The organism is Paenibacillus sp. AN1007, from assembly GCF_040702995.1.
In the GTDB taxonomy this organism is placed as follows: Bacteria; Bacillota; Bacilli; order Paenibacillales; family Paenibacillaceae; genus Paenibacillus.
The window spans coordinates 2,156,530-2,169,673 of the sequence record NZ_CP159992.1; the positions used below are offsets into that span (position 1 = coordinate 2,156,530).

Consider the following 13,144-nt stretch of genomic DNA (forward strand, 5'->3'; position numbering starts at 1 on the left):
ATATAGTATTGAACAAGTTGTAACCTTATGAAGTCCATCTTATTCCTGTAAGCGCTAGCAGTTCAAGTGTTTTTTTAGAAAACGATACTCCAGCATCCCTGCTGTCTGCGGAGCAGCACGATCTGACCCGCATGATAAGCATCGTGCAGGACCCATCGGGCAAGGGTTTGAGCCCAGTTTTCTTCAGAATCCTTATAAGGTTCCTCAAGTTTAGACTCCTGTAATGCGGTAAGGTGATCACGCAGCTGCTCTGCCAGTGCACTGGTACGCCTCATGAGCATACTCCAGCCAGCATGGTTTGAAGGGTCGCCAGGTTCGCCAAACGTAGCTGCGTTCGATTCCGCAGCGGGTTCAGATGGAGTTTGGCCCTGAAGACGTTCCAGAATCAGCTGGTTGTAATAATACATATGATTGACCAGCTGCCATATGCTTAGTCCTCCTGGATAAGGAACCCAGGCTGCTTGCTCTGCGGTCAGCCCTTCAAGAGCCTTCGACAATGGAACGATCCAGTTACATTGATTCCAGGTATCTTCGTTCTGAATAACCAATACGTCTAATGCCGTTGTAACAGACTTTTTCAATGCGTTTCATTCCTCTCTTGTCGGACTCATCTCGTTCTTACGTCTTGATGCTTGTAACTAGCTATTATGAATTTAAATGGTTACAATTAATATAACACAATTCGAATAGATGTAACCATCTTATTGGTTTTAGATTGTTACTATTTTGATCGGAGGTACTCATGGATAGATTATGGACCGATTTTGTAAACAGCGATTACCATGATTGGCGCGGTGGGAACCGATCGGAAGACAGGCTGGGGAACGCAGGCTGGCAGCGGGATTTTCTGAATCGTTGGCAATTAGAAGCGCCAGTACCCGCATCGGCTGAAGAGGAATCCACCATGAGAAGATTCAGAGATGAACTGCAGTCTCTTGCGATTCGTGTGTCTGATGGAACTACCTTATCCGACCAGGATCAACAATGGTTGAATGATTTTATGCAGGCTGGCGGTGTTATCCGACAACTAGTCTCACAGAACCAAGGATTGAATGTAGTGCTGGTTCCCGTCCATACCCATTGGGTTCAAGTCCTGGCAGAGGTCGCTGCTGATTTTGCCATGACGCTGGTAGAGGGCGAAGGCAGGCGAATTCGAAGCTGTGATAACCCGGACTGTCGATGGATATTTTATGACGCTACTCGCAGCCGGACACAGAAATATTGTGATGATAAAATGTGCGGTAATTTAATGAAGGTAAGACGCTTCCGAGCTCAACGCAAAATGGATTCCAAAGAAGGTAAGTAGATAGCGGAATGATTTTCCACAATTTGATAATTATTTACACTTGATATATAATGTATATATACTAGCGAAATTATAGTCAAAAGAAGCAAGAAGCAAGAAGCAAGAAGCAAGAAGCAAGAAGCAAAGAAGAAACAAAGAAAGAAACAGTAAGCTGCGAATAGGAAAGAAAAAATGTACAGCAATGCGGATCAGATCATTTTACAAACCATTACGATTGGAGAGGTGTCTTATGGGGACAAGTTATCTATTGAAAAACGGTTGTGTATTATCGATGGATGCTCGTATTGGTCAGTATAACAGGGCAGACGTACTTATTCAGGGTAATTTGATTGCAGCCATTCAACCGAATATTGAGGCAGCAGCTGCAGATGTAGAAGTCATCGACGAGTCAGACATGATTATCATGCCTGGATTGGTGGACACACACCGACATATGTGGGAGTCACTTGTCAAAACCGCCGGAACCAACTGGTCGCTGCCCGTGTATCTGCAGAATCTGTACTATGGAGCCATGGGAAGTAAGCTCCGTCCTCAGGACAGTTACATCGCCAACCTGCTTGGATCATTGGAAGCGCTTAATGCTGGTGTGACAACGGTGCTGGATTGGAGCATGCCTTACTCCCCGGACCATACGGATGAGCTGATTCGAGGGCTGCAGGATGCAGGAATTCGAGCTGTGTTTGCCCACGGTGTTCCTGGAGAAACCGAGTATTGGAACCGGGAGAGCAGACTTTCCTATCCGGAAAATATCAGAAGCGTTAAAGAGCGATACTTCTCCTCCAACGATCAATTACTTACATATGGTCTTGCCATCCGTGGCCCGGAGTTCAGTCACTGGGATACCACGGTCAAGGATGTTCAGCTGGCAGAAGAACTGGACGCCATTTGTTCGATGCATGTCGGTTTTGGCAGTTGGGGGGCAGCCGATCGTTCAATCAGCCGAATGCATGAGGCGGGACTGCTGAGTCCCCGCATCAATGTTGTTCATGGAAATACGATGGGCATGGATGAATTCAAAATGCTGGCGGACAGCGGAGCATCCTTGTCGGTCACACCGGAAGTCGAGATGATGATGGGGCATGGCTACCCAGCCACGGGATATTTTCTGGAGCATGGGGGGACACCAACACTGGGGGTAGATGTAGTGACCTCGACTGGTGGAGACATGTTTTCACAGATGAAGTTCGCCCTGCAGGCGGAACGTTCCAGAACCAACGAACTGCTGCTGCAGCAGGGAGAGATGCCGGGTGAACTGAGCCTGCAGGCAAGTCAGGTACTGCGATTTGCAACGGCTGCGGGTGCGCGGGCTTTGGGACTGGAAAAGAAAACAGGCTCCCTTTCACCTGGAAAGGAAGCAGATTTGATCATGATTTGCTCAACAGATCTGAATCTGTTCCCTGTGCATGATCCGATTGGGGCGGTTGTGCAGTTTGCCAATCCATCGAATGTGGATACCGTTTTTGTCGCCGGGAAACCCGTGAAGCGAGATGGCAGGCTGCTGGATGTTGATCTGCATGAAATCCGCCGCAAAGGGATGCAGAGTACCGAATATCTGCTGACACAATATCGGATGTCTGACGCGGATCGGATTGTTTTTTCGTAAACAGGGTCAAGATAAAATAAAAAGAGTCGTCAATTCAAAACGGCTCTTTTCTTTAATAGATTATGCAAAGCGGCTATCTTAGATAACGAACGGAGTTAAATTTAGATATGTTGACAAATATAACGCTTTCCTCTAAGATAGCCATATAAGTTAATAATGAATTTAATCAGGATTGTTACTGATCAGCAGGCAAGACCGATTGATAATGCAAACATGAAGAATTGTATTTTTTCATGTCTGCATAATTAATGGTCTTTTTTTGTTGCTAAATTCTGTTAACGTTTCATTTTAAAAGGAGATTCCGATGAAGATCACACGAATTATTAACAATAATGTCGTCTGTGCAGTCAATGAACGGCGCCAGGAGATGATGCTTTTAGGCAGCGGTATTGGTTTTCAGAAGAAAAAGGGAGACGATGTGGACACAGTCAAGATTGAAAAAGAATTTTTTCTGAAATCCAAAAATGTTACAGGCAAATTATATGCCCTGCTGGCACAAATCCCGATGGAGTATATTCGTGTATCCGATAGTATCATTCAGTACGCCAAGCAGTCCTTAAACAAGGAACTTAATGAAAATATATATCTAACGTTAACGGACCATATTAATTTTGCAGTGGCACGTTATAAGCAAGGTATGAATTTCAATAATGCTTTATTGTCAGAGATTAAAGCGTTTTATTCCAATGAATTTCGCGTGGCTATGAAAGCCCGGGATATGATTAATGAGGAATTTAACATTACACTGCCTGAAGATGAGGCGGGGTTCATTGCGCTTCATATTGTCAATGCAGAACTGGGATCTGAAATGGAAGAAACCATGAAGATTACACAGTTCATTCATAAAGTTTTGAATATTATTCGGTATCAGTTTAATATACATTTTAATGAAAGTTCACTCCATTATTCCAGACTTGTTACTCATTTGAAATTTTTCGCCTATCGCTTGTTTAATCATACGGTTTTGAAAAGCGGTGACAGTGATTTTCTCCATATCATTAAAGAAAAGTATACAAATGAATATCAATGCAGTCTCCGAATTGCACAGCTGATTCGGGTCGATTATGGAAAAGAATTAACAGAAGATGAATTGGTATATTTAACGGTTCATATCAAAAGGGTCATTGATGAAGAGAAGGATTGATCCATCAGTCCACTATAATGAATATACTAGGATTGTTACTGGTGAGGCAGGCAAGACCTAGAGTTCCATCGTGTATAGAGCATATCTATATTCGATAGAATTCTAGGTCTTTTTTTATACCTAAAAAAGTTTGAGGGGGAGCAGTACATGAAACATGAAAGCACAGCCGCCGAGATTTTAAAACTGGTCGGCGGAGAAAAAAACGTAGATAGTGTAACACACTGTGCTACAAGATTGAGATTCAATCTGAAAGATGAAAAAGTTGCGAACAATGAAGCATTAAAAAATGTACAAGGTGTTGTGGGTGTTGCCAGCAGTGGCGGGCAGTATCAGGTCATTATTGGTAACGAGGTAAACAATGTGTATAAAGCTTTGACGAAGCTGGGGAACTTTGCAACGAACAATGATGCTCCTACTGTGAAAAAAGGAAAACTGACTACGCTTCTGGACACGATCTCCGGAATCTTTACACCGATCCTGCCAGCCATGATTGGTTGTGCGATGATCAAAGCCGTTCTTCTTATTTTGAAAACATTTGATCTCGTTGATCTGGATGGGCAATTCAATATGATTATGACCTTTATCGGTGATGCGGCTTATTACTTCTTGCCGATGCTGCTTGCCTGGAGTGCGGCTGTTAAGCTTAAAGCTAACGTGGGCTTTGCATTAACGATTGCTGGTGTTCTGCTGCATCCTTCCTTAGGAGCGTTGATGACTGCAGGTAAGCCAGTTGCTTTTTTGGGACTGCCTGTCACTCCGGCGACGTACACTTCGTCGGTTATTCCGATTATTTTAGCGGTATGGGTCTTGTCGTATGTTGAACGCTTTGCCGAGAAGTATTCTCCATCGGTTATCAAATCCATTCTCAAACCGTTGATTGTCATCCTTATTATGGCTCCACTTACGCTGATTGTCCTAGGGCCAATCGGTGCTATCGCGGGTAACTACCTTGCGACAGCCGTTTCTTTTGTCAATACACATGCAGGATGGTTAGTATCTGGTATTATCGGTGGGGCGTTCCCTTTCCTGATCATGACAGGTATGCATTATAGTTTGGGACCCGTTGTACTTACTGCCTATGCTCAGACGAAAACCGATAGCATCGTTGGTCCAGGTATGCTTGTGCACAATATTTCTCAGGGTGCCGCTGCGCTTGCAGTTGCTATGAGAACTAAAAATAAAGCATTTAAACAAGTTGCATATTCCACGAGCATAACTGCATTGCTTGGAATTACCGAGCCCGCTTTGTTTGGTGTAAATCTACGCTTGAAAAGACCGCTGATCGCTGTAATCGTTGGTGGCGCGGTAGCGGGTATATATGTCGGATTGTTCGGTGTAGCTCGATCGGCTCTTGGTATTGCAGGTATAGCTACGCTGCCGGCATTTATCACGGATCATCCATGGAATTTGATTCATGCCGCAATTGGCTGCGTCATTGCATTTGTAGTTACATTCATCATGACTCTTATCTTAGGATTTGAAGATGTACCTGAGGATGGAAAGAATCAAGCAGCACAAGAAAAATCATCTGCTGCGAGCAATCGTGTACCAGCAACCGGAGTTTCTGAACATGTTCTCACTGCTCCGTTGACTGGTAAAGTTTTGGAGTTATCCACGATTAGAGACGAAGCTTTTGCAACTGGCGCTATGGGAAAAGGAATCGCTATTGAACCTACGGTTGGAAAACTCGCAGCACCAGCAGATGGTGTGGTATCTGCGGTTTTCCCTACGTCCCATGCCATCGGTATTAGTTCAAATGATGGTGCGGAGCTTCTCATTCACATCGGAATGAATACGGTGAAGTTGAAAGGCGAACATTTCAAGGTCCACGTTCAAGAAGGGGATACTGTAAAAGCTGGAGATTTGCTTATTGAGTTTGACATGGATGCCATAGCGGCTAAAGGTTACGATCTGACTACACCAATTATCGTTACGAACTCCCATAATTTTGTAGATGTGATCAACACGGACAAGACATCGATTACGATTGGTGAAAAATTGATCAAAATTATTTAAAGGTGATTTAAGGAGGAATGATTCATGAATAACAAAAATGCTTTCCCTGAATCTTTCATGTGGGGCGGTGCAACAGCGGCGAATCAATATGAAGGTGCCTGGAACCTTGACGGAAAAAAAGCGAGTACAGCCGATATGATGACGGGCGGAACCCATACGGTTCCCCGTCGGATAACGATAACTACCGAAGAGGGGGTTCATTACCCTTCTCATGAAGCCGTAGATTTTTATCATCATTATAAGGAAGATATTCGGTTGTTCGCAGAGATGGGGTTCCGTTGCTATAGAATGTCCATCGCATGGTCCAGAATTTTCCCTAACGGAGACGATACAGCGCCGAATGAAGCAGGGCTTCAATTTTACGACAATGTGTTCAATGAATTGAAAAAGTATAATATCGAACCGATCGTTACGATTTCCCATTATGAAGCACCGTTTGCTTTAACCGAGAAATTCAACGCTTGGGCTTCCAGGGAAATGATCGATTGTTACGTAAAGTATTGCGACGCAATCTTTAATCGTTACAAAGATGTGGTGAAGTATTGGATCACCTTTAACGAGATTAATAGCCTGATTGTTCCCGCAGGTGCCTACTTGGCAGGAGGACTTCTGGTTGATAAAAATGGCGGTGTATTTAACAATACATCAGTCGACAGTACCCAGATGAGATTTCAAGCGCTGCACCATCAATTCGTGGCGAGTGCCAAAGCTGTCAAGCTTGCGCATGAGATCAATCCAGACTTCAAACTCGGTTGTATGATCAATTACAGTCATGGGTACGGAAGTACATGTAAACCGGAAGACATGTTGCAAGCGCTAAGAATGGATCAAATCAACAATATGATGAGCAGTGATGTACAAGTTAGAGGAGAATATCCTGACTTTGCCAAGAGATATTTTGCAGAGAAACATATTCACATTCAAATGGCTGAAGACGATGAAGAAGTTCTTAAACAAGGTTGTGTGGATTTCTATAGCTTCAGCTACTACAAATCTCATGTGGTAGGTACACGACCAGAGGGGGATGAGACGCAAGGTAACGTTTTTGGTGGATACAAAAATCCATATCTGAAAGCGACAGACTGGGGCTGGCAGATCGATCCGGTTGGACTTCGGTATGTGTTGAACCACGTCTATGATCGGTATCGCATTCCGATGATGGTTGTAGAGAACGGTCTGGGTGCAGTAGATGTCGTTGAAGAGGATGGCACCATTAACGATACGTACCGAATTGAGTTTTTGCGTGCTCACATTGAACAAATGAGAGAAGCTGTCCGTGACGGTGTTAACCTGATCGGTTATACAGCCTGGGGGTGCATCGATATTGTTAGTGCCTCTACAGGTGAAATGGCCAAGCGTTACGGATTCATTTACGTAGATAAGGATAACGAGGGCAAAGGCACGCTGAAAAGAAGTAAAAAGAACAGTTTCTACTGGTATAAAAAAGTAATCGAAACAAATGGGTCTGATTTGGACTGAGACTAAAATTTCATCGATTCATGGAAGCCGCTAAATTTTAGCGGCTTTTTTTGATGTTCTTAACGATTAGACCCATTAAGAGTTAAAATGACAGCAGAAAAAGACGAAAAAAAACGTCATTTGACTAAATTCATCTAACAACTATTTATCGTGTTATTTGCTATCTGCTAAGCCTTATAAAAACTGCGCATAATATAAATTATACGCAGTTTTCGTTTAAATCGATTTTCAATAAGAAGCGCGGGCAACAGATCATGATAAATTTCGCGAAAAAAGAACAAAATAAATGAGCCGCAAAAATAAATTTATTCTTTCACCGCGATAACGTGTAGAATTCGATAGGTTTTTATAGATGATCGATAAGATAGAACAAATGAGTTTTTCGTAGAACAGATGAAATGACCCTTCGTCTTTATTACGCGCAGCACATTCGAGGTTAATCATGAAAGGAACATGCCCATGCGCAGCAATGAAAACTTGAAATTATTATTCCGCAAGAAACCGATTGTCAGTGAAACGAATGAGGGCGGGGCATTGAAGAGAGCGCTTGGAGCTTTCGATCTAACTACGCTCGGAGTCGGAGCGATTATTGGGACAGGCATTTTTGTGCTGACAGGTGTAGCGGCTGCCAAGTATGCGGGACCCGGGCTTGTGTTATCCTTTTTACTGGCCGGTATCATCTGTGCATTTGCGGCCTTGTGTTACGCTGAATTTGCTTCGACAATTCCGGCATCAGGGAGTGCTTATACGTACAGTTACACCGCATTTGGTGAAGTTATCGCATGGATTCTGGGTTGGGACCTGATTCTGGAGTATGGTTTTGCCAGTGCAGCCGTCGCCAGCGGCTGGTCGGGATATTTCCAGACATTATTATCCGGATTCGGACTGGAGCTGCCTCATGCACTGTCGAGTGCGTTCAATCCGGATAAAGGTACGTATTTTGACATTACGGCCGCTGTGATCACCTTGATCATTACGTTTCTGCTCACTCGAGGAGTGAAAGAAGCCGCGCGAGCGAACGGTATAATGGTAGCGATCAAAATTGTCGTGGTCTTTATCTTCATTGGCGTAGGTGTGTTTTATGTTCAGCCAGCCAACTGGCATCCTTTTCTGCCCTTTGGTTTCTCGGGTGTAACAGCGGGGGCGGCGACGGTATTTTTTGCTTATATCGGATTTGATGCCGTATCAACCGCAGCCGAAGAGGTGAAGCGTCCGCAGCGGGATCTGCCCATTGGCATTATCGCATCCCTTGCCGTGTGTACTGTTCTTTATATCGTGGTATCTCTGATTCTCACGGGAATTGTGCCTTTCCATATGTTGAACGTCAGTGACCCGGTTGCTTTTGCTTTTGAATTTGTTCAATTAAACGGATTGTCCTGGATTGTGTCTCTCGGGGCGATCACAGGCATTACAACGGTATTGCTGGTGATGATGTATGGACAGACCCGTCTGCTCTACTCCATGTCTCGAGATGGGCTGTTGTCTCCGGTTTTCTCCAAGGTAAGCGGGAAAAGTCAGACCCCAGCCGTTGGAAGCTGGACTGCCGGTATTATCATTGCTTTGTTTTCCGGTTTTATCTCACTGGGGCACCTGGCAGAACTTACGAATATCGGAACGTTATTTGCATTTGCGGTAGTTAGTCTCGGAATTATCGTTTTGCGTAAAAATAACCCTGACCTCAAACGGGGATTCCGCGTTCCGCTGGTTCCCTTGATTCCGATTCTGAGCGCCCTCGGCTGCGTATATCTGATGACTCGCCTCGCGGCGCTGACGTGGATTACATTTTTCGGCTGGCTGATCATCGGATTAATGATCTATTTTGTCTATGGTCGTCACCATAGTCATCTGAACCCGCTAAGACGTAAATAATACGAAACGAGCGTGATTCGTCCCTGTTTCCATTCGCTGTGCGAAATGGACAGGGATTTTTTTTACTGTATTAAATCGGTGATCGGTAGGGGAACTAGTGTATGTAATAAGAAGTGATCCAAACCAGCAGTGGGGATTATTGAACGAACTTGAACGGGTTAGGCCTTTAATTTAAAGGGTAAGAGTTAGAGGATATATACTGAAAAATCAGGGAGAAAAGGCAGCTGGTCTACCGGGCTGGGGTTGCGGCAGAACGGAATATGAAATATATTGGGGTGGTGTGATATGACATCAGAACCGAAGAGAGGGGTTTACTTATGAATGAACCATTACATAACCATTTCAATGAAAAACTATCCCATTTTGGATTTGCACTTGCAGATTCAACCGTTCTCACAGAGGCGAAGCTAATCATATCACATGGGGATCGTGAAGAGGACTTACAGCTGGACATGGATCCGCAGCGGCATCTTGAGGACGGCCGCAAAGTATCTGTACTTGCACAGTACTTGCAAATGCCTGTGCAGCGAGAGGATGCAGTTATTTTATATGGACAGGAATTGTCTTACTTACAATATTCCGTTCACCTTGCCAAAGACAGCCGCATTTCTATTGCTTCAAATCGAGGGATAAGTCACCCTGTTGAACTGGACCTTGCACCTTATGAAGCAGGAGAGTATGAGTTACGTATAGCGCTGCACCGGAGAACGCCACGAATTGCTGAAGGGCCGTTAGAACCGGAGCAGCTCGCTATGGTAAAGTACGCGCAAGTGAATACAGTACACATCACTTTGTTCCCGGCAGCGGCTCCGCTGTTTGATGCGCCATCTACTGCAGCATGGACCCGAAATCATCATGTGTTTGACTCTTACGGCAGACGAGGATTCATCCTGGCAGACCTGCATCGGATGGCTGCACGAGTAGAGCAGCTGTTTGGGCCGGGTAATCATAATTTAATCGAATATTTCACAGAGGGTAAACTGGATGTATTGATGGAAGAAGGACTTATGATGGTCGTATGGGGGCTGACACCGTGGTGTTATTCCCTCTACTCTCCGCCAACCGAGCAGGCATCGGATATGCTCGCTTTGGACAAGCTCGGGGACGGACCTGAGCGGCAAGCGATATATTACATTGATCCGAAGGTACAGCAGTTAAGCATCGTTCCGGCGAACGAACTGGCAGTTTGGGCAGATTGTATACAGAAAGACTGGCCTGTTATTGATATTCCGGGCGAAGGGGAGACGCTGCATCTGGATTTGTATGTTCAAATTGCTGAATCGGTTAATGAGCTGCATGAAAATCCGATTCCGTCCTTTGTGCTCACACGCAGTACAGGCAAACCGGAGACGATTTTACTGATGGCCGATGTCGTGATTGTGGAAGAGGTTGATTTTCCACTGAGTTAAGTTCTATGAATGGAAATAGAGACGAAGATTGGGCTGGACAAGAGCAGTATTGGAGAAATCGACGGAGGTGACAAGTGCAGATGATCCACGAAGAGATTCGAGAGCAGTACGCTGATGAACTGGAGGCTTTTCATATCTGGATGAAAGATGCCGGATACACGGGACATACCGTCAAATCCTATACAGGAGATGTGTTGGAATTCCTCATATCGATCCAGGGGAAATCTTTGGAGCAGGTGAAAAAGCTGCATGTGCTGGCTTATCTTTCTCGCGCAAGGGAACGCGGCGTAAGTGACGCTACCCGGAATCGTAAACATGCGGCAGTCAACTGCTTCTACAAGTCCCTCATTGAACTGGAAGTGTTAACGAATAATCCGGCATCTGGCATCAAAAAGTCCAAAACGGAGAAAAACCGTGCCCCCGTCTTCCTGGATGAGGGCGGCTTGACCCGCTTTCTTCAATCGGTCGAGGGCAAGTACCGCACGCGTAATCTGGCCGTTTTTTTGCTTATGGGTTATATGGGACTCAGGGTTGGAGAAGTTCATGCACTCAACTGCAAAGACTACAACCCCGAGCGGCGCACGCTCGATGTGTTCGGCAAAGGGCGGAAATGGCGTTCAATCCCTGTACCCGAAACCGTCGCAGAAGTACTTTCTCGGGCTCTTCAAGAGCGTCTGAATCCATGGCGAGGAGAGAAAGAGGAAGCCCTGTTTGTATCGCAAAAAGGAAAGCGTCTATCCATTCGCAGCATTCAGCTCATCTCAACGGAAACGTTCGAACGCTTCCAACAGGAAGCGCCGGCTCATCAGCGCCAAAGCTATTCGAGTCATAAGCTGCGCCACTCGTTTGCCACGATGATGCTGCGGCGCGGGGCGGATCTACGCACCGTGCAGGAGCTGCTCGGACATGCTTCCATTCAAACGACAACGGTATACACGCATGTTACCAGCCGTGAGAAAGAAGAGGCGATGGCTTTGCTGGATGTAAAACTTCCCGTCAGTAAAATGGTGAATTAACCAAGAGCAGGAAATCGTACCTAACGGTATAGTGATTGTTTTTTTCGGGGTTTCCGTCATTATTATTATGTAAACTATAACAGAATCGAACGGCTTATCCGTACGGCAAAAGACCATTCAAAACTCTATGCAGAGTCTTGAATGGTCTTTCTGAATGTAAAGGAGATCTATTATTCCAGTCCAGCAATCTGTTCTTTTAATTTGCTCGCCGATGCCTGAAAAGCCAATTTTTCGGTTTCATTCAATGGCAGTGGCAGAATTTCACGCACACCATGGCGATCTACAACACAAGGTACGCCCAGATATACATCAGACACGCCGTTGTAGTCTTCGAGCAGTGTTGACACGTTCAGAACGGAGCCTTCATTACCCAGGATGGCAGCCACAATACGGTCTAATGCCAGAGCGATTGCATAGGATGTAGCACCTTTGGCATTAATAATTTCGTACGCCGCATTTTTGGTGCTGTTAAAGATCTCCTGTTGGGTTTCTTCGTCCAGTTCAAGGTCCGTGCCTGCAACGTTCGCTAGACTCCAGACAGGCACCTCGGAATCGCCATGCTCACCAATGATGTGCGCGTGAATGCTGCGTGGATCGATGCCTTTATTTTTACCAATGAGATAGCGGAATCGTGCACTGTCAAGCAAAGTACCGGAGCCAATGACCCGGGAAGCCGGCCAGCCGCTTTGTTTCCATGAAGTATAGGATAAGATATCGACAGGATTCGTAGCAATCAACAAAATACCGTGAGAGTTCACTTCCGTGATCCGATCAATAATATCTTTGAAAATGCTTGCATTTTTCTTCAGCAGATCAATTCGGGTCTCGCCTGGCTTTTGTGAAGCACCTGCCGTAATAATAATAATGTCGGCATCCTTACAGTCTGAATAGTCACCAGCCCATACCTTTACACCTCCGGTAAATGGCAGGCCGTGGTTCATATCCAGCATTTCGCCGGTTGCTTTATCATGATTCACATCCACGAAGACCAACTCGGACGAACGCTGTCTAAGCATAAGCGTGTATCCCGTTGTTGTTCCTACTGCACCCATACCGATAATAACGACACGGCTGGGCTTCAATGCTGCAATGGTTGTCATAATCTTATCCACTCCTTTTAGGGTATACTATGATCCATATTAAGGGATTCGGGCGTATAAAGCGAGTTTTGTCTATAACTTTTTTCACAGCATGTGCCAATTTACGAAAAAAGCCTCATAAAAAGATGAAAAAACAGATGCAGGACAAAAAATGTCATACATACGTATATCAAGGAAAATATTCAACAATATAACTCATTAA

At 45.0% G+C, this 13,144-nt stretch carries 10 protein-coding genes; 8 read left to right on the forward strand and 2 right to left on the reverse strand.

Annotated elements, in window-relative coordinates; translation table 11 throughout:
• Positions 1–74: 74 nt before the first annotated feature.
• Positions 75–581: a DinB family protein gene (locus ABXS70_RS09855; protein WP_366295524.1), complete on the reverse strand. Its 507-nt coding sequence runs from the start codon at positions 579–581 to the stop codon at positions 75–77.
• 161 nt (positions 582–742) lie between these two features.
• On the opposite strand from ABXS70_RS09855, the gene ABXS70_RS09860 reads away from it, so the two are divergent.
• From ABXS70_RS09860 to ABXS70_RS09895, 8 genes are all read left to right on the forward strand, one after another.
• Complete coding sequence (locus ABXS70_RS09860; RefSeq protein WP_342551386.1) at positions 743–1,306, forward strand: ABATE domain-containing protein; 564 nt, start codon at positions 743–745, stop codon at positions 1,304–1,306.
• Between the two features lie 229 nt (positions 1,307–1,535).
• Entirely contained in the window at positions 1,536–2,909 is a 1,374-nt protein-coding gene (locus ABXS70_RS09865) for an amidohydrolase family protein (protein ID WP_366295527.1), read from the forward strand.
• Positions 2,910–3,213: 304 nt separating this feature from the next.
• A complete protein-coding gene (gene licT, locus ABXS70_RS09870; protein WP_342551384.1) occupies positions 3,214–4,053 on the forward strand; it encodes a BglG family transcription antiterminator LicT in 840 nt (279 codons plus the stop codon).
• 147 nt (positions 4,054–4,200) lie between these two features.
• Positions 4,201–6,069 carry a beta-glucoside-specific PTS transporter subunit IIABC gene (locus ABXS70_RS09875; RefSeq protein WP_342551383.1) on the forward strand — a complete coding sequence of 623 codons (1,869 nt, stop codon included), beginning with the start codon at positions 4,201–4,203 and terminating at the stop codon, positions 6,067–6,069.
• Between the two features lie 24 nt (positions 6,070–6,093).
• Entirely contained in the window at positions 6,094–7,548 is a 1,455-nt protein-coding gene (locus tag ABXS70_RS09880; protein ID WP_366295529.1) for a glycoside hydrolase family 1 protein, read from the forward strand.
• Positions 7,549–8,007: 459 nt separating this feature from the next.
• Complete coding sequence (locus ABXS70_RS09885; RefSeq protein ID WP_342551381.1) at positions 8,008–9,417, forward strand: amino acid permease; 1,410 nt, start codon at positions 8,008–8,010, stop codon at positions 9,415–9,417.
• 317 nt (positions 9,418–9,734) lie between these two features.
• Positions 9,735–10,826 (forward strand): hypothetical protein, encoded by a 1,092-nt coding sequence (locus ABXS70_RS09890; RefSeq protein ID WP_366295532.1) that lies wholly within the window; start codon positions 9,735–9,737, stop codon positions 10,824–10,826.
• An 80-nt stretch (positions 10,827–10,906) separates the two neighbouring features.
• Positions 10,907–11,842 (forward strand): tyrosine-type recombinase/integrase, encoded by a 936-nt coding sequence (locus ABXS70_RS09895; protein WP_366296591.1) that lies wholly within the window; start codon positions 10,907–10,909, stop codon positions 11,840–11,842.
• Positions 11,843–12,012: 170 nt separating this feature from the next.
• Here the strand turns inward: ABXS70_RS09895 and ABXS70_RS09900 are convergent, their stop codons facing one another.
• Positions 12,013–12,942, reverse strand: a complete 930-nt coding sequence (locus ABXS70_RS09900) for an L-lactate dehydrogenase (protein WP_342551379.1) — start codon at positions 12,940–12,942, stop codon at positions 12,013–12,015.
• Positions 12,943–13,144 lie beyond the last annotated feature (202 nt).

What these genes read in the sequence shown, in the direction of transcription:
- ABXS70_RS09890 (WP_366295532.1), top strand. Translation starts at nt 9,735, where the DNA reads ATGAATGAACCATTACATAACCATTTCAATGAAAAACTATCCCATTTT.
- ABXS70_RS09875 (WP_342551383.1), top strand. Translation starts at nt 4,201, where the DNA reads ATGAAACATGAAAGCACAGCCGCCGAGATTTTAAAACTGGTCGGCGGA.
- ABXS70_RS09900 (WP_342551379.1), bottom strand. Translation starts at nt 12,942, where the DNA reads ATGACAACCATTGCAGCATTGAAGCCCAGCCGTGTCGTTATTATCGGT.
- ABXS70_RS09895 (WP_366296591.1), top strand. Translation starts at nt 10,907, where the DNA reads ATGATCCACGAAGAGATTCGAGAGCAGTACGCTGATGAACTGGAGGCT.
- ABXS70_RS09880 (WP_366295529.1), top strand. Translation starts at nt 6,094, where the DNA reads ATGAATAACAAAAATGCTTTCCCTGAATCTTTCATGTGGGGCGGTGCA.
- ABXS70_RS09865 (WP_366295527.1), top strand. Translation starts at nt 1,536, where the DNA reads ATGGGGACAAGTTATCTATTGAAAAACGGTTGTGTATTATCGATGGAT.
- ABXS70_RS09860 (WP_342551386.1), top strand. Translation starts at nt 743, where the DNA reads ATGGATAGATTATGGACCGATTTTGTAAACAGCGATTACCATGATTGG.
- licT (WP_342551384.1), top strand. Translation starts at nt 3,214, where the DNA reads ATGAAGATCACACGAATTATTAACAATAATGTCGTCTGTGCAGTCAAT.
- ABXS70_RS09885 (WP_342551381.1), top strand. Translation starts at nt 8,008, where the DNA reads ATGCGCAGCAATGAAAACTTGAAATTATTATTCCGCAAGAAACCGATT.